The sequence below is a fragment of the Mesorhizobium ciceri biovar biserrulae genome, from assembly GCF_001618845.1.
Classification (GTDB): Bacteria; Pseudomonadota; Alphaproteobacteria; order Rhizobiales; family Rhizobiaceae; genus Mesorhizobium; species Mesorhizobium ciceri.
Genome location: NZ_CP015064.1, coordinates 2820794 through 2836031, shown reverse-complemented (window position 1 = coordinate 2836031; position 15238 = coordinate 2820794). Strand labels below are relative to the sequence as shown.

Here is a 15238-nt window from a genome sequence, read left to right as displayed (position 1 = left end):
CCGGGTTGAATCACATTCTCCTAGTCCGGAAAAGGCCTGGGCGGCAAATGTCGGATAAAAATGATGTCTTCCGGCCTTCGGAGTTTTTCAAGCTGTTCAACAGCGTGAAACGCAACTTGCGGTGGCCCGCTGCAACGGTCTAGTGTCTTATCACTTCCAAGGGGCGATCAGGGGAAACCAATGCAATGGCTCGATAGCGTGGCAGGTCCCGGTTATGCCGCAGCATTGTTGTGGACGTTTGCAGCGCTCGTCCTGCTGGTCATCGTTCTCGTCATCGTCAAGCTGGTGCGCAACCTGACATTCGGAACCTTCGTCGCCGGCGGCCGGAACCGCAAGACGCGACTGGCCGTCATGGATGCCACCGCCGTCGACAGCCATCGCAGGTTGGTGCTGATACGCCGCGACGACATCGAACATCTGCTTCTGATCGGCGGTCCGACCGACGTCGTCGTCGAGCGCGATATCCGGCTTTCGGCGCCGCGCCGGCCGGCATTGACTGGAGATGGCGGCTTGCAGCCGGTTCCGGCCACCGCTCCGACAAGGCCGCGTCCGCCGCAACCCGCTCCGCCGCCGCTGAGACAGGCACCCGCTCCACAGCCGGTGAATACGACGCCGCCCGCCCGCCCCCGTCCGACAGCGCCGCCGGCACCTGCACCGAAGCCGGCAACGCAAAGCTACCAGCCGACCAATGTCACGCCGTTGCCCGCCTACGGCTCCGCCAACGCCAACACCGCCCGGCACGCCCCGCCACCACCGCAGCCGGTGCAGGACAGCATCGACGACACGCTGATGAGAGAACTTGAAGTATCACTGGACCAGCCCCGTTCGGGCGGCCAGGTGGGCAAGCCGGCGGCGCCGCAGTCGCTCGACGACGAGATGACCAAGCTTCTCGGTGAACTCTCCAGCCAGAAGAAATGAGCGACCGCCGGGTCGCTATCCCCGCGAAACACCGTCGCCGGTCCGGCTGCCGAACCACCTCGTCCGAAGCCCCGAGCGTTTTCGATCTTCGCGCGCCCTGAGCGGTGGATGCCGCACCAATGAAAATGGCCGGAAAACCGGCCATTTTCAGAATCGTTCGAGACAGCCGGCCGTGAGCTTCAGTCGTCGCGATAGACTTTTTCGCGGCGCTCATGCCGCTCCTGCGCTTCGATCGACAATGTCGCGATCGGACGTGCATCGAGCCGCTTCAGCGCGATCGGCTCGCCGGTTTCTTCGCAATAGCCGTAGGTGCCTTCGTCGATGCGTTGCAGGGCGGAATCGATCTTTGCAATGAGCTTGCGCTGACGGTCGCGGGCCCTGAGTTCGATGGCACGGTCGGTTTCCGAAGAGGCGCGATCGGCCAGATCGGGGTGGTTGGCGTTTTCTTGCTGCAGGATTTCCAGTGTTTCGCGCGCTTCGCGCAATATGTCATTCTTCCAGGTGACGAGCTTTGAGCGGAAGTAGGATTTCTGCCGCTCGTTCATGAACGGCTCGTCTTCGGAGGGTACGTAATCGGCGGTAACGATGTCGTTCATTCGACTCACCCAAACTGCCCCAAATTTGGCGCCTATATATTCGTCGTCCGACGCCTGCACAAGCGCAATCGGCCGCTGTTTCACGCAATTGTTAAAGTACCTGGGCACGCGTCTTTGCAGCCGCGTACGGTCGCTTTGGTACAAACTCCGCCGCGACACTTTGGATCCGGTGACGCATATTTTCCCTGATCGCGGTGACCCCGGGGCCGATATGCAAGCGCCTTTTGCAGCAGCCAGCGTTGGCTGATTCGCCGTGTTTGAAGAGCACGGGCCATTGTGCGCGACGCCGTTCTCGTGGCTAATCCCGGAAGGCTTCGGCATTCGGAGGTTGGGTGAGCAGGCTTTATCTGTTGCGACATGCCAAGGCTGGCTGGGCATTGCCCGGCATGCGCGATTTCGACCGTCCGCTCGATGCGTCCGGCCGCGCCGATGCCGAAATGATGGGCGCCGCCATGCGCTCCCGCCTCTATGTTCCGGACCGGACGCTGTGCTCCAACGCCAAACGCGCCAAAGAGACGCTGGAAGGCCTGGCCGGCCAGACCGACACCGGCCGGGTCCTGTTCTTCGACGGGCTCTACAGCGCGGACGCGGCCGGTTATCTCAACCTTATCAAGAACAATGGCGGATCGGGCTCGTTGCTGGTCATCGGCCACAACCCGATGATGGAAGACCTTGCCATGGCAGTTTCGGGCGGCGGCGACGAGGCTGCGCGGGCCACACTGAACCATGGGTTCCCGACCGCGGGCCTGGCGGTCGTCCGCTTCGACGGCGATCTTGCCAGCGCCGCCCAAGGCACCGGCTATCTCGAAGCGTTCCTGACGCCGGCCGATCTCTGAAGCCATTTCAAAGCCTTTTTGCAGCGCCTATATCGGACGGACCGAAGTTCGAGAGAGCATATTTTGGCATCATCGCTGACCACCTTCACCGACGAGGCGAGGATTGCCCTCGACACGCTATCGGGCCGCGCCACCGGGCTTTTTTCCCCATCGCTGCGCCTCGGCGTGACCGGATTGTCCCGCGCTGGCAAAACGGTGTTCATATCGGCCCTTGTCCACAATTTGATCCATGGCGGGCGCCTGCCGCTGTTCGAGGCGCAGAAATCGGGGCGCATCGCGCGCGCCTTCCTCGAGCAGCAGCCCGACGACGCGGTGCCGCGTTTCCAGTACGAGGACCACATCGCAGCCTTGGTCAACGACCGCGCCTGGCCCGATTCGACGCGCGCCATTTCGGAGCTGCGGCTGACCATCGAATATGAATCGGCTTCCGGCTGGAGCCGCATGTTTTCCTCGGGCAGATTGTCGGTCGATATCGTCGATTATCCCGGCGAATGGCTGCTCGATCTGCCGCTGCTCGGCAAATCCTTCGCCGATTTTTCCCACGAAGCCTTTGAAATGGCTGTTCTGCCGGTGCGCGAGGACCTGTCGCAAGCCTGGCGGGCACTATCGGCCGGGATCGACCCGAACGCCGATGCCGACGAGATGACGGCGCGCCGCCTGGCCGAGAGTTTCGCCGCCTATCTGAAGGCCTGCAAGCTCGACGAGCGGGCGCTTTCGACCTTGCCGCCCGGCCGCTTCCTGATGCCGGGCGATCTCGAAGGCTCGCCGGCCCTGACCTTCGCGCCACTGGCCGGGATCGACGACAAGCGCCCGCGCGCAGGCTCGCTGCACGCCATGATGGACAGGCGCTATGAGGCCTACAAGACGCATGTCGTCAAACCCTTTTTCCGGGAACACATCACCCGCCTCGACCGCCAGATCGTGCTGATCGACGCTATGCAGGCGCTGAACGCCGGCCCAGGCGCCATGGCCGACCTGGAACGCGCGGTGACCGAGATCCTCAGCTGTTTTCGCCCCGGCCGGGGCAGCTTCCTCACCGATCTGTTCTCGCGGCGCATCGACCGCATCCTGGTTGCGGCGACCAAGGCCGACCATCTGCACCACGAAAGCCATGACCGCCTGCAGGCGATCGTGCGGCGGCTTGCCGACCGCGCCGTGGCACGGGCGAATTTCACCGGCGCCGATGTCGATGTGGTCGCCATGGCGGCGGTGCGCGCGACGCGCGAAGGCACCGTCAAGCAAGGCCGGGAGACGTTGCCAGTCATCATCGGCACGCCGATCGCCGGCGAGAAGATCAATGGCGAAATCTTCGACGGAAAGACCGAAACAGCCATATTTCCCGGTGATTTACCGGAGAAAATTGATGCGGTGTTCGATGTTTCGGGAGCCGATCACAGGCAGGACTCCGCGGACCCGGCAATCCGCTTCGTCCGTTTCCGTCCCCCAAAGCTCGAACGCACGGCCGAAGGCGTCACGCTGTCGCTGCCGCATATCAGGCTCGACCGTGCCTTGCAGTTCCTGATCGGAGATCATCTGGCATGACCGCGCCCCGCAAGCCGGCGGCATTCCGCATCGAACCGGAAGCCCCACCGAGACAAGCGGCCCCTGAGCCGCGCAACATCCAGACCGACACCCAGCGCAAACCCCGCGCGATGAAAACCGATGTCGCGATGGTCATACCGGCGGAAGTCGATGTCTTCGACGAGCCCGACATCATTGCCGCGGAGCCGCCACCAGCCGTCGCCCCCAGGAAACGCTCGCTGCTCGGCAGCATCTTCTTCGGCGCCTTCGGCGTGCTGGTTTCGCTGGCGGTCGGCCTGTGGACCGACCAGCTCATACGCGACCTCTTTGCGCGCGCTGAGTGGCTGGGCTGGCTGGCCGCCGGCATGGCCGCCATCGCCGTGCTGGCGCTTGTGGTGATCCTGATTCGCGAATTCCTGGCGATCGCCCGCCTCGCCGAGGTCGAAAAGCTGCAGAAGCGGGCGCTCGATGCGATCGCCCGCGACGATCCCAAGGCGGCACGATCGGTCGTCGACGAACTATCGGCCTTTGTCTCGGCCAAACCCGAGACCGCGGCCGGCCGGCGCGCGCTGGCCGAATTGCGCGGCGAAATCATCGACGGCGGCAATCTCGTGCGTCTGGCGGAGGCTGAAATTCTCGGACCACTCGATGCCAGGGCGAAAGTGATGATTCTCGAAGCTGCCAAACGCGTCTCGCTGGTGACGGCGGTCAGTCCACGCGCACTGGTCGATGTTGCCTATGTCGTGTTCGAGGCCGGGCGGCTCATTCGGCGCCTGTCGGAACTCTATGGCGGACGGCCGGGGACGCTGGGTTTTTTCCGCCTGGCGCGCAGCGTTCTGGCGCATCTGGCGGTCACCGGTTCGATCGCGGTCGGCGACAGTTTCGTCCAGCAGATCGTTGGCCACGGCCTGGCTGCGCGCCTTTCGGCCAAGCTTGGCGAGGGCGTCGTCAACGGCATGATGACGGCGCGCATCGGCATCGCCGCGATGGAGACGGCTCGACCCCTGCCCTTCAGCGCCGCCAAACGTCCCGGATTGGGCGACTTCCTCTCGGCGCTGACATCGTTCGCAACCAGGAAAGACGGTGCAACGACCCCCTCCGGCAAGTGAGCCGGGCTGGAGTGTCCGGGCATTCGGAATCGTTACCGGACTGCTCTGCGGCGGCCCCGCGGTGACGAAGCATTAACCAATCTTGTTCATGGTCAGACGGGTTCCAAACAGCATCTTTGTTGCCGGGTGTCGTCGATGAAAAGCGTAATTCTATCCAGCGTCCTGCCCCTGGCAACGGTGATTACGACAGTCGTCGGCATTGCCGGAGTGGCCTCTGCGGCGGAGCCGGACAAGCAGTTCTTCCAGTCTGCTGAAGGCAAGTGGATCGGTCCCGGCGAAATCGTCGCCGGCAAGTACAAGGGCACCAAGTTCAACTGCAGCTTCACCGGCTCGACGCCCGACGGCAAGGTCGGCATGTCGCTCGACGGCGGCTGCCGGGTCGGTATGTTCACCCAGCCAATGTCGGCCAAGATCGAGCGCAAGGGGCGCGAGGGCTACAAGGGCAGCTTCATGGGTGGCGCGACCGGTTCCGGCCTCGACATCATCGGCGGCAACGTCGTCGATCCCCGCAAGGTGGTCTTCACCATCAACCGCAACCAGCTGCGCGGCGTCATGCAGGCTCGCATCCCTGACGATAATTCGATGACGGTGACTATTGCCGTGCGCGTCAACGACCAATTGGTGCCGGTGATCGGCATGAGCCTGAAGCGGGTCGACGCGGTCGAAGTCGGCTCCATCGCGCCGAACTGAAAAACCAAGGAAAAAGGCGGCGACCCAACGGTCACCGCCCTCTCACTTGAGCCCATCGAATCAGGCGCTTAGGCCTTGATCTCGAATCAGGGTGTCAGCCCTTGATCGCGGCCGTCACTTCGTCATAGGCCTTGCAGGCGTCGGCCAATGTCGTGGCGCCCTGATACTTGGTTGTCACCGCCTGGACCTTGGCGGTCAGATCAGCCGACTTGGCCGGGTCCTTGGTGATCGCGTCCTGAAGTGCTGCAGCCATGTCCTGCGCCTTCTTGGTTGCGATCTCCGCCGTGCACTCAGGCGCCTTCGAGCAAGCCGAACCGGCAAGCACCGCCAGGCCGACGGCAACAAACAAAAACTTCTTCATGTCAGTCATCTCCTCAAAAAGGGCGCGACTTGATCGTCGATCACCCTCCAATGGCCGAAGCCGAGCGTCCTTAGCCTTCGATTGCGGCAAGATGCAACGTGTTCCCGGCCTCAACTTGTGTATCGCGCCTGCAACATCGCTGGCGGCAGGATTTGAGGCTACTGTGTCGGCGGCTGCAAAGTTCAGCTGCGAGGCTGCAGCAGCGCCAAGACAGCGGTCGATGCGGCAAGGATAGCAGTCAGAGTCAAAGGCCCAGTCGCGCCGTAGGTGTCCACGACATAGCCGCCGACAACCGCGCCGATGGTGATGGCAATTTGGAAAGAGGTGACCATCAGGCTGCCCGCTGCCTCCAGCGCATCAGGCGCCGCGCGCGACATATTGGTCGGCAGCACCACCGGCGCCATGCCAAAGGCGAAACCCCACAGCGTAACGAAACCGAAGGCAACGCCGATATGCGAGCCCCAAAGCACCAAAGTAAGTGCCGCAACCGCCATTAACGCCGCGGTGACTGCGAGGGCCATGTGGATGTTGGTGTCGGCCATGCGGCCGCCGGCAACATTACCGATCACGGCAGCGACGCCAAACCCGAGCAGAGCCAAGGCAATCGGTCCGGTTGTAAGGAGTGTCACCTGTTCGAGGAAGGGACGCACATAGACCGAGCCGGCAAAATGCCCCGTCATCAGCAAAAGGATAGCCAGCATGCCGAGTTGGATGCCGCGCCGCCGGGTCAGCCGAAATACATCTGCAAGGCTGTTGCTTGCCGTTGCGGGCAAGGTCGGCAGGCTGAGAAACTGCAGCAGCATGGCAAGCGCGGCCAGCCCCGCCGTCATGGCCATGGCACTGCGCCACCCTATCCAGTCACTGATCAACGCGCCCATCGACGGTGCGGCAATGGTTGCGAGCGAGACGCCCAGGGTGACGATCGCCATGCCCCGACCTGTCGCGCTGGCGCCAACCAGCCTCGCCACAACGGCGACCGAAAGTGCCCAGAAAGCACTGAGAGCGATTCCCAGCCCGGCCCGGCCCAACAGCAACAGCCAGAAATCGGTCGCCAGCGCCGCCAGGACATTGGAACCGACCGCAAGAGCACTGAGACCAACCAGCACCGCCTTGCGGTTCAAGCGGCCGATGAGAACATTGCTCAACATGGCCGTCACGGCGCCGACGGAAGCGGTGGCGGTGACGACCTGTCCGGCCGTCCCCTCGCTGATGCCGAGATCGCGTGCCATTGGCGTCAGCAGACCTGCGGGCAGGAATTCGGCCGACACCAAGGCAAAGCTGGTGGCCGCCAATGAAATGACCGCGAACCAGGTGGCTGCGCTCCACGCGGCTGGTGCATCGGCATCAAGGCCAGTCGCGGCGTCTTCAAGCTGTAATGTTGTGTCAGTCACGGAAAGATCTCCAAAGTTTGGAGGTCTTAAATAGGCGAGTCCGCTCGGATGATATGTATCTTAGAATCCGAAATTCATATCCATTCGTCCGGGAATTGTGCGACGCACAACGCCCGGCGAGACATTGGTGATGCGCTTGAACGCGCGCGCGAAGGATGCCTCCGAATCATAGCCCAAACGGGTAGCGACTTCGGCAACCGACAAGCCGTTTTGGCCCAGCAATTCGCGGGCAAGCTGCATGCGCAGGCGGGCGAGATAGTGTGCGGCACCCTCCCCCAATACCGCACTGAAACGCTCGGCGAAAATCGAACGCGATTGGCCTGCTACGCCGGCCAGGCTTCCCAGCGTCCAGTTGTGGCCGGGGTCGCGGTGCATGGCCGCCAAAGCGCGGCCTATATGGGGGTCGCGGATGGCTGCGAGCCAACCGGTGGTCGAGGCTCCGTTGCAATTGACCCAGCAGCGTATGAGCCGGGCCGTCAGCAAGTCGGCCATACGCGACAGAATCGTGGCGCTGCCCATCTGCGGCTGCGAGGCCTCCACCGTCATGGCCGCCAGCAAAGGACCGACGACCGGGTCATTGCCGGCCACGTCGCAACCCTTGATGACAGGCGGCATCAACGTGATCAATGGGTTGAGCGCATAGGAGTCCAAGGCCATGGAGCCGCAGAAAAGGGTGCTCGTCGCGCCCGTTCCTTGCCGTACCACTTCGCAGACGTTGCCCCCCAACTTGATTACCTGGCAACCTTCGAGCGAGCCCCCTGCAACGTCCGGCGCGCTCGCCAGCCGATGGGCGATGCCTTGCGGCAGCAGCACCAGATCGCCATCGCGCAGCTCCTGCCAGCCTTGCGATTCAGTATGAATCCAGCATGGGCCCTGGCCGACAAAGTGAAACCGAAGCAGCTGTTGTTGCGGAAAGTCTATGCTCCATGGGTGCCGGAGTTCGCAGCGGCCATAGTTGACACCACTCAAGCGAAAGTCTTGCAGAACTTCGCTGAGCGCATCCATCGGGATATGTGGCGGCGAGGACGGTCGGGACGAATGGTCAAACATATACGCAATATAGATGCCGAACGTCCGGCAAGCAAGCGGGGACCGTTGTTCCACCAGGTCAATCACTGCAACGGCACACTACCCTTCCCGGCAGATTTCTCGCCTTGCCTCCCGCTCCAACTGCATGCAAGGAGTGCTGCAAGACACAGGGACAAGAGGCATGGCGGCGGAAGCATCGGGCAGTGATCTGGTTCAGGTGGTGGCGCTGCTTGCTGCCGGTGTCGTCGCCGTTCCCATCTTCAAGCGCATGGGCCTCGGCTCGATCCTCGGCTATCTGGCTGCCGGCGTGGTGATCGGCCCGTTCGGCCTCGGCGTCTTTTCCGAATCGGAAGCCATTCTTCATGTCGCCGAACTCGGCGTGGTGATGTTCCTGTTCATCATCGGGCTGGAAATGCAGCCATCGCGGCTCTGGGGCCTGCGCCGCGAGATCTTTGGCCTCGGTGCGTTGCAGGTCGGCGTCTGCGCGCTCCTGCTGACCGGGGTCGGCATGGCTGGAGGGTTTCCAATCGCGCAATCCTTCGTCGCCGGCGCCGGCTTCGTGCTGACCTCGACAGCGATCGTCATGCAGCTTCTCGAGGAACGCGGCGAAATCGCCGCGCCGAAAGGTCAGCGCATCGTATCGGTCCTGCTGCTCGAGGATCTTGCCATCGTGCCGCTGCTGGCCCTGATCGCGTTTCTGGCGCCCGGCGGTGCCGACACCAGCCTATCGGAGCGGCTGACCGAGGTCGGCATCGGCCTCGCCGCGATCGTCGGCCTGGTTGTGGCCGGCCGTTATCTGCTCAATCCGTTCTTCCGCATCCTGGCGGATGCCCGTGCCCGCGAGGTGATGACGGCGGCGGCACTTCTGGTCGTTCTCGGATCCGCGCTCGCCATGCAGCTCAGCGGCCTGTCGATGGCGATGGGCGCCTTCCTGGCCGGTGTGCTTTTGTCCGAATCGACCTTCCGCCATCAGCTCGAAGCCGATATCGAACCGTTTCGCGGCATCCTGCTCGGTCTGTTCTTTCTCGCGGTGGGCATGTCGCTCGACCTGCATGTGGTCGCGGCGAACTGGCGGCTGATTGCCATCTATGTCGTCGCCTACATGGTGATGAAGGCATTCGGCATCTACATCGTCGCCCGCATCCTGAAAACCAGCCACCGCGAGGCGCTTGAGCGCGCGGTCTTCATGGCGCAAGGCGGTGAGTTCGCCTTTGTCCTTTATTCGGCGGCCGCGGCGGTCGGCATCATCGACGGCAACGCCAATGCGACGCTGACGGCGATCGTCATCATCTCCATGGTGCTGACGCCGCTGGCCATCATCGCCTTGCGCTATCTGACGCCGCGCGACGAGCAGTCGCTCGACGGCGTCGACGTCGCCGATGGCCTGACCGGCAGCGTGCTGATCATCGGCTTCGGCCGCTTCGGCCAGATCGCCAGCCAGCCGCTGCTGCTGCGCGGCATCGACGTCTCGATCATCGACAATGACGTCGAAATGATCCAGGCGGCGGCCGATTTCGGCTTCAAGGTCTACTATGGCGACGGCACGCGGCTGGACATCCTGCATGCCGCCGGTGCCGGCCGGGCGCGCGCCGTGCTGATCTGCGTCGACAAGGCCGATGTGGCTGTTCGCATCGCCCAGCTGATCAAGGCCGAATTCCCACTGCTCACCGTGCTGGCCCGCGCATTCGACCGTGGAACGGCGCTGCAGCTCATACGTGCCGGCGTCGACTACCAACTGCGCGAAACCTTCGAATCCGCACTTGTTTTCGGCGGCTCGGCCCTGGAATCTCTGGGCGTCGATCCCGAAGACGTGGCTGAAACGATCGAAGATGTCAGGCGCCGCGACACCGACCGCTTCGAAACCCAGCTCGCCGAAGGCATTCGCGCCGGACAGCGCTTCCTGAGAGGCAATATCGGCACGCCGATTCCGACACCGCTCTCGACGCCGCGCCGGCCTGGTCAGGCACTCAACGAAGAGACCGCGGGTGTGCTGCACAAGTCCGAACCCGCCGATTGAGCAAGGAATTAGGTATGGAATTGGACAGCAGAGCCCTGTCGGTCACCAAATTCTGGCGCGATGCCGGCGAGGATGCCTGGTTCGAGAAGAACGAAGCATTCGATGCCGAGTTCCGCGACCGCTTTCTCGACCTGCACTACGCCGCCGCGCGGCGTGAATGCGACGACTGGCTGGAACATGCCGAAGGCGCGCTGGCGCTGATGATCCTGCTCGACCAGTTTCCGCGGAACTGCTTTCGCGGCACCGGCCATATGTACGCGACCGATCCGCTCGCCAGATATTTCGCAGAGAAGGCGATCGCGGCTGGTCATGACCTGGCACTCGAGGAAGAACTCCGCGTTTTCCTCTACCTGCCTTATGAGCATTCGGAGCTACTGGCCGACCAGGATATTTCGGTCGAGCTGACGGAGGCCAGAGCCGAGCCCTATCTGAAGTATGCTGTCGAACATCGTGATATCATTGAGCAATTCGGCCGTTTTCCGCATCGAAACAAGATGCTTGGCCGCGAAACCACCTCGCAGGAGCAGACGTTCCTGGATGGTGGCGGCTTCTCGGGTTAGAGGCCTCGCTGCGCCGTTTGCAGGCCGGTATCACCTGAATATCAACGCACCTAGGCCAGCCACCAATCCCGGCCGGACGACAATCGCTCGATGCCTGAGGTATCGACGGCGACCAGGCGATCGGTGATACTGCGACCGCTGACAACCAGGCCGGGCGCGATCTCGGCCAGCGGCGCCAGCACGAAGGCGCGCTCCAGCATGCGCGGATGCGGCACCTCCAGCCCGGTCTCGTGGATGACGCGGTCGCCGAACACCAGAATGTCGATGTCGATCAGCCGCGGCCCCCACCGCTCCTCGCGCACCCGCTTCAGCTTGCGCTCCGCATCGAGGCAGAGGTCGAGCAAGGCACGCGGTGCAAGCACGGTGGAAATTTCGGCGGCCGCATTGAGAAAATCCGGCTGATCGAGCTTGCCCCAGGGCGGTGTGCGATAAAGCGAGGAGACGCCGGTGACACGCGTATCCGCGTCGGCATCCAGCATGCGCAGCGCCGCGCTCATGGATTTCGCCGGATCGCCAAGATTGCCGCCAAGGCTGAGATAAACGGTACTATTCGGGCCAGACAACGGTCACCTCGACATAATCGAGCACGCCGGGCACTGGTGCGTTCGGCTTGCGCACCGTGATCTCGGCTTTCTTTATCTGCGGAAAACGCGCCGTCAGCGCACGGGCCACTTCGAGCGCCAGCGACTCGATCAGAAAACGGCGCTGCCCGGTGATGATCTTTTCAATGACGCTGAATGCAACGCCGTAGTGGACTGTATCCTCGATCGAATCTTCGGCAAGCGCCCGGCCTGGATCAACGGTCAGAACGGCATCGACATAGAAGCGCTGGCCGAGCCGTTCCTCCTCGTCCAGCACGCCGTGCCGGGCAAAGAAAGCGCAGTTCTTCATGCGGATGACATACATCGATCAGTTTCTCGCCCGGTCGGTTTGACGCGCCAGCATAGCATCGGCGAGCGCCAATGCGTCCACGTTGAATGCGACATCGTGGACGCGAAACAGATCGGCGCCCTGGAGCCTCAAAATGACGCTGGTCGCCGCTGTTCCGACCCCTCTGTCGGCGGCATCACGGCCGGTGACCGTGCCGATGAAGCGTTTTCGCGACGTGCCGGCCATCAGCGGCAGGCCGAGTGCATGCAATTCCGAAAAGCGTGCCATCAGGTCGAGATTTTCCTCCGCCGTCTCCTTGGCGAATCCGAAACCGGGATCGAGCACGATGTGATCATCGGCGATGCCGTTCTGGCGGGCGATTTCCAGCGACCTTCGCAGGAATGCCAACTGATCGGCAATCGCGTCCGGCAGCTTCTGGCGATCCCGCCCGGTATGCATGATGACAACCCCGGCGCCGGTATCGGCGGCGACACGAGCAATATCGGGCTCGCGCTGCAAACCCCAGACATCGTTGACGATATGCGCGCCGGCGGCGACCGCCAGCCGCGCCGTGTCGGCGCGATAGGTATCGACCGAAATCAGCACCTCGTTCACGCCCGCCAGCGCTTCGATCACCGGCAGGATGCGGGCCTGTTCCTGGCTGGCCGATACCGCGGCAGCACCTGGGCGCGTCGATTCTCCCCCGACATCGACAACCAGTGCCCCTTCCCCGATCATCCGGCGCGCCTGGGCCAGCGCCTTTTCAGGGGCGTCGAACTGGCCGCCGTCGGAAAAGCTGTCGGGCGTGACATTGAGGATGCCGACGACCACGGCCTTGCCGCCAAGGTCGAGATGGCGTCCATGCGCCAACTGCCATCGCCTGGCCGTCATTGCTCATCGACCATGGAGTTCATCAATCATGTGTGATCCCTGGCGGATCAATTTCATTGCGCCGGCAACGGCCGTAAAGCAAGGTGGTCGAAGAGGCAACATGATGAAACGATCCATGCTTGGCATGAAAAAACAGTCCTTGGGCGTGAAACAATCCTTGGCTTGCGCGCTGCTGCTCGCCATAACGCCGCACCCGGCGGCGGCGGCCAATCTCGTCAAGACGTACAGCTATTTCGCCATTGGCGGCAGCACCCTCGACGACATCGAGGCACAACTCTCCAAACGCGGGCCGGAGGTGAAAAGCACCGGCACGCGGCACCCGGGCGCCACGCAAATGGCCTTCACCACCCGTATCAGCTATGCGCAGACACCGAGTTCCTGCCGGATTGCCGACGCGGTGGTGACCGTCAAGGTGAAGGTGATCCTTCCCGAGTGGCGCCGGCCGCGCAAGGCCGATGCCGATGTCAGGCTGTTCTGGGATACGCTGTCGGCCGACATCAAGCGCCATGAGGAGCGCCATGTCGAAATCGCCAAGAACCATGGCGGCGAACTCGAAGAGGCCTTGAAAGCCACCTACCCGCAAAAGAACTGCGACGCCGCCAAGGCCAAGGCGGCCGCGATCACCGCGGCTGTTCTGGCCAGGCACGACCGCGCCCAGCTTCAGTTCGACCGCGTCGAAAGCGTCAATTTCGAAAGCCGCATCTTGCGGCTGCTGCGCTACCGCATGGAGCGCATCGGCAACGGCCGACTGCCGCCGGCCTGAACGCACCCGAACTGAAAGCCAAATTCGCCGAAGCGTAGTGCCAGATTCGAAAAACTTTCGAGCCGCCGTCGAAACCGGCCTATATGGGACGACATATATCAGGCTCGCCAGACGAGCTTAAAACACCAATGCGATCCAAACGGTCATGAAGCCGGAGCGGCTGAACAGCGCCGGTCAAATCGCAAGCTTATGGATGAACGATCATGGACCAGGCTGTCGATGAGAAAACGATGGCGGAAACCGGCACGCCGATAACAGAGCGCGAAAAGAACGCCATCATCGGCGGCGTGCTGTTGTCGATGCTGTTGGCGGCACTCGATCAGACCATTGTCGCGCCGGCCATGCCGACCATCGGGCATGCGCTCGGAAACGCACACTATCTGCCATGGATCGTCACCGGTTATCTCCTGACCGCTACAGCCGTGGCTCCGCTCTACGGCAAGATTTCCGATGTCTACGGCCGCCGGCCGACCGTCTATGCCGCGATCCTGATCTTTTTGGCGGGATCGGTGGTCAGTGCGATGGCTCCCAACATGTTTGTGCTGGTTGTCGGGCGGGCGATCCAGGGCGCCGGTGGCGGCGGCTTGTTCGCTTTGACGCAGACCGTCGTCGGCGATCTCGTGCCGCCGCGCGAGCGGGCACGCTATGCCGCCTGGTTCTCCGGCACATGGGCTGTCGCCAGCATTGCCGGTCCGTTGCTCGGCGGCACTTTCGCAGAGCACCTGCACTGGTCACTGATCTTCTGGATCAACATTCCGCTTGGTTTTCTTGCGATGGCGATCATCAACAAGCCGCTCAAGAAACTGCCTGTTGCCGCAAAGCGCCATCGCATCGACGGCCTGGGCGCGCTGCTTCTGATAATTGCCACGGCGCTGCTGCTGCTCGCCTTGAACTGGGGCGGCAGCGCCTATCCCTGGACTTCGCTTGAAGTCATCGGCGTTCTCTGCGGTTCGGCGATTTTCTGGAGCGCTTTTGCCTTGCGGCTCATGCGCGCCGCCGAGCCGCTCATCTCACTCGAAGTGCTTGGCAATCCAATCGTTCTGGCGGGCACGCTTTCGATGTTCCTGCTTCAGGCCGCAAGCGTCGGCATGGCTGTGTACCTGCCCGTCTATCTTCAGGCGGTGCTCGGCTTGTCGGCAGCGGAGTCGGGCATCGCGATGCTTGGGCTTCTGCTGGGGACCGTCGGCGGCGCGGCATTCAGCGGGCGTATGATCCCGCATTTCACCCACTACAAGCGCATTGCGATGGTGGGCGTCGTCTTCAGCATGCTGTGCCTCTGCCTGCTGGCCGTCGTCGCAGGATATGCAACGCTGCTGGAGGTCGAGGTCTTGACGATTTGCATCGGGTTTGGAACCGGAACGACGTTTCCGGTCACCACCGTGTCGGTCCAGAACGCCGTCGATCGCGTGCATCTCGGCGTCGCGACGGGCGTGCTGACATTCCTGCGTTCGCTTGGCAGTGCGCTTGGAGTCGCCATGCTCGGCGCGGTCGCTCTGGGCTACGGCTTGCCGCTTGCCGGTGAAGGCGTGCGGATCGCTGGCCATAGCGCGACGATCGAGCCGTTCGTGATGATCTTTGCCGTCGCCGCCGCTACATTGCTGCTCGGGCTGATCACGCTGACGCTGATGCCCGAAAAGGAGCTTCGCGGCTACGCCGACAATGCGGCGCCGATGCTGGCCGAGTAAA

16 protein-coding genes are annotated in these 15238 nt (G+C 62.9%); 9 read left to right on the top strand and 7 right to left on the bottom strand.

What is annotated here, in order from left to right; genetic code table 11:
• The first annotated feature begins 180 nt into the window (after positions 1 to 180).
• Positions 181 to 918, top strand: a complete 738-nt coding sequence (locus A4R29_RS13025) for a flagellar biosynthetic protein FliO (RefSeq protein ID WP_013531861.1) — start codon at positions 181 to 183, stop codon at positions 916 to 918.
• Positions 919 to 1097: 179 nt separating this feature from the next.
• Here the strand turns inward: A4R29_RS13025 and dksA are convergent, their stop codons facing one another.
• Complete coding sequence (gene dksA, locus A4R29_RS13020; protein WP_013531862.1) at positions 1098 to 1514, bottom strand: RNA polymerase-binding protein DksA; 417 nt, start codon at positions 1512 to 1514, stop codon at positions 1098 to 1100.
• A 332-nt stretch (positions 1515 to 1846) separates the two neighbouring features.
• On the opposite strand from dksA, the gene A4R29_RS13015 reads away from it, so the two are divergent.
• The 4 genes from A4R29_RS13015 (at position 1847) to A4R29_RS13000 (ending at position 5670) form a co-directional block, all read left to right on the top strand.
• Complete coding sequence (locus A4R29_RS13015; protein ID WP_063172070.1) at positions 1847 to 2350, top strand: SixA phosphatase family protein; 504 nt, start codon at positions 1847 to 1849, stop codon at positions 2348 to 2350.
• Between the two features lie 63 nt (positions 2351 to 2413).
• Positions 2414 to 3892, top strand: a complete 1479-nt coding sequence (locus A4R29_RS13010) for a YcjX family GTP-binding protein (protein WP_063172069.1) — start codon at positions 2414 to 2416, stop codon at positions 3890 to 3892.
• Positions 3889 to 4980, top strand: a complete 1092-nt coding sequence (locus A4R29_RS13005) for a YcjF family protein (RefSeq protein ID WP_063172068.1) — start codon at positions 3889 to 3891, stop codon at positions 4978 to 4980. The genes A4R29_RS13010 and A4R29_RS13005 overlap by 4 nt, the downstream gene beginning before the upstream one ends.
• A 135-nt stretch (positions 4981 to 5115) precedes the next feature.
• Positions 5116 to 5670, top strand: coding sequence for a hypothetical protein (locus tag A4R29_RS13000; protein WP_063172067.1), 555 nt, complete (start codon positions 5116 to 5118; stop codon positions 5668 to 5670).
• Positions 5671 to 5764: 94 nt separating this feature from the next.
• Here A4R29_RS13000 and A4R29_RS12995 read toward each other — a convergent pair whose 3' ends face one another.
• The 3 genes from A4R29_RS12995 to A4R29_RS12985 all read right to left on the bottom strand — a co-directional run bounded on the left by A4R29_RS12995 (position 5765) and on the right by A4R29_RS12985 (position 8472).
• Complete coding sequence (locus tag A4R29_RS12995; RefSeq protein WP_063172066.1) at positions 5765 to 6031, bottom strand: hypothetical protein; 267 nt, start codon at positions 6029 to 6031, stop codon at positions 5765 to 5767.
• Positions 6032 to 6213: 182 nt separating this feature from the next.
• On the bottom strand, positions 6214 to 7422 hold the full coding sequence (locus A4R29_RS12990; protein WP_063172065.1) for an MFS transporter: 1209 nt from the start codon (positions 7420 to 7422) through the stop codon (positions 6214 to 6216).
• A gap of 60 nt (positions 7423 to 7482) precedes the next feature.
• Positions 7483 to 8472, bottom strand: a complete 990-nt coding sequence (locus tag A4R29_RS12985; protein WP_063170228.1) for an AraC family transcriptional regulator — start codon at positions 8470 to 8472, stop codon at positions 7483 to 7485.
• A 160-nt stretch (positions 8473 to 8632) separates the two neighbouring features.
• Here A4R29_RS12985 and A4R29_RS12980 point away from each other — a divergent pair, with 160 nt between their 5' ends.
• Together A4R29_RS12980 and A4R29_RS12975 are read left to right on the top strand one after the other, a co-directional pair.
• Positions 8633 to 10468, top strand: a complete 1836-nt coding sequence (locus A4R29_RS12980; protein WP_013531870.1) for a monovalent cation:proton antiporter-2 (CPA2) family protein — start codon at positions 8633 to 8635, stop codon at positions 10466 to 10468.
• 14 nt (positions 10469 to 10482) lie between these two features.
• On the top strand, positions 10483 to 11028 hold the full coding sequence (locus A4R29_RS12975) for a DUF924 family protein (RefSeq protein WP_024503540.1): 546 nt from the start codon (positions 10483 to 10485) through the stop codon (positions 11026 to 11028).
• A 50-nt stretch (positions 11029 to 11078) separates the two neighbouring features.
• Here the strand turns inward: A4R29_RS12975 and folK are convergent, their stop codons facing one another.
• Genes folK through folP form a run of 3 tightly spaced genes read right to left on the bottom strand, consistent with a single transcriptional unit; the run spans position 11079 to position 12789 of the window.
• Positions 11079 to 11591, bottom strand: a complete 513-nt coding sequence (folK, locus tag A4R29_RS12970; RefSeq protein ID WP_013531872.1) for a 2-amino-4-hydroxy-6-hydroxymethyldihydropteridine diphosphokinase — start codon at positions 11589 to 11591, stop codon at positions 11079 to 11081.
• A complete protein-coding gene (folB, locus tag A4R29_RS12965; protein ID WP_013531873.1) occupies positions 11575 to 11934 on the bottom strand; it encodes a dihydroneopterin aldolase in 360 nt (119 codons plus the stop codon). The genes folK and folB overlap by 17 nt, the downstream gene beginning before the upstream one ends.
• A gap of 3 nt (positions 11935 to 11937) precedes the next feature.
• Positions 11938 to 12789 carry a dihydropteroate synthase gene (gene folP, locus A4R29_RS12960; protein ID WP_063172064.1) on the bottom strand — a complete coding sequence of 284 codons (852 nt, stop codon included), beginning with the start codon at positions 12787 to 12789 and terminating at the stop codon, positions 11938 to 11940.
• Between the two features lie 103 nt (positions 12790 to 12892).
• On the opposite strand from folP, the gene A4R29_RS12955 reads away from it, so the two are divergent.
• The gene (locus tag A4R29_RS12955) at positions 12893 to 13552 is read left to right on the top strand and encodes a DUF922 domain-containing Zn-dependent protease (protein ID WP_013531875.1); all 660 of its coding nucleotides are present in this window, start codon (positions 12893 to 12895) and stop codon (positions 13550 to 13552) included.
• A gap of 203 nt (positions 13553 to 13755) precedes the next feature.
• Positions 13756 to 15237: an MDR family MFS transporter gene (locus A4R29_RS12950; RefSeq protein WP_063172063.1), complete on the top strand. Its 1482-nt coding sequence runs from the start codon at positions 13756 to 13758 to the stop codon at positions 15235 to 15237.
• Position 15238 lies beyond the last annotated feature (1 nt).

Bases quoted from the DNA above. Each gene is read 5' to 3' on its own strand.
- folB (WP_013531873.1), bottom strand. From the start codon at position 11,934: ATGTATGTCATCCGCATGAAGAACTGCGCTTTCTTTGCCCGGCACGGC.
- A4R29_RS12950 (WP_063172063.1), top strand. From the start codon at position 13,756: ATGGACCAGGCTGTCGATGAGAAAACGATGGCGGAAACCGGCACGCCG.
- A4R29_RS12975 (WP_024503540.1), top strand. From the start codon at position 10,483: ATGGAATTGGACAGCAGAGCCCTGTCGGTCACCAAATTCTGGCGCGAT.
- A4R29_RS12985 (WP_063170228.1), bottom strand. From the start codon at position 8,472: ATGTTTGACCATTCGTCCCGACCGTCCTCGCCGCCACATATCCCGATG.
- folP (WP_063172064.1), bottom strand. From the start codon at position 12,789: ATGACGGCCAGGCGATGGCAGTTGGCGCATGGACGCCATCTCGACCTT.
- A4R29_RS13005 (WP_063172068.1), top strand. From the start codon at position 3,889: ATGACCGCGCCCCGCAAGCCGGCGGCATTCCGCATCGAACCGGAAGCC.
- A4R29_RS12955 (WP_013531875.1), top strand. From the start codon at position 12,893: ATGAAACGATCCATGCTTGGCATGAAAAAACAGTCCTTGGGCGTGAAA.
- A4R29_RS12980 (WP_013531870.1), top strand. From the start codon at position 8,633: ATGGCGGCGGAAGCATCGGGCAGTGATCTGGTTCAGGTGGTGGCGCTG.
- A4R29_RS13025 (WP_013531861.1), top strand. From the start codon at position 181: ATGCAATGGCTCGATAGCGTGGCAGGTCCCGGTTATGCCGCAGCATTG.
- dksA (WP_013531862.1), bottom strand. From the start codon at position 1,514: ATGAACGACATCGTTACCGCCGATTACGTACCCTCCGAAGACGAGCCG.
- A4R29_RS12995 (WP_063172066.1), bottom strand. From the start codon at position 6,031: ATGAAGAAGTTTTTGTTTGTTGCCGTCGGCCTGGCGGTGCTTGCCGGT.
- A4R29_RS13000 (WP_063172067.1), top strand. From the start codon at position 5,116: ATGAAAAGCGTAATTCTATCCAGCGTCCTGCCCCTGGCAACGGTGATT.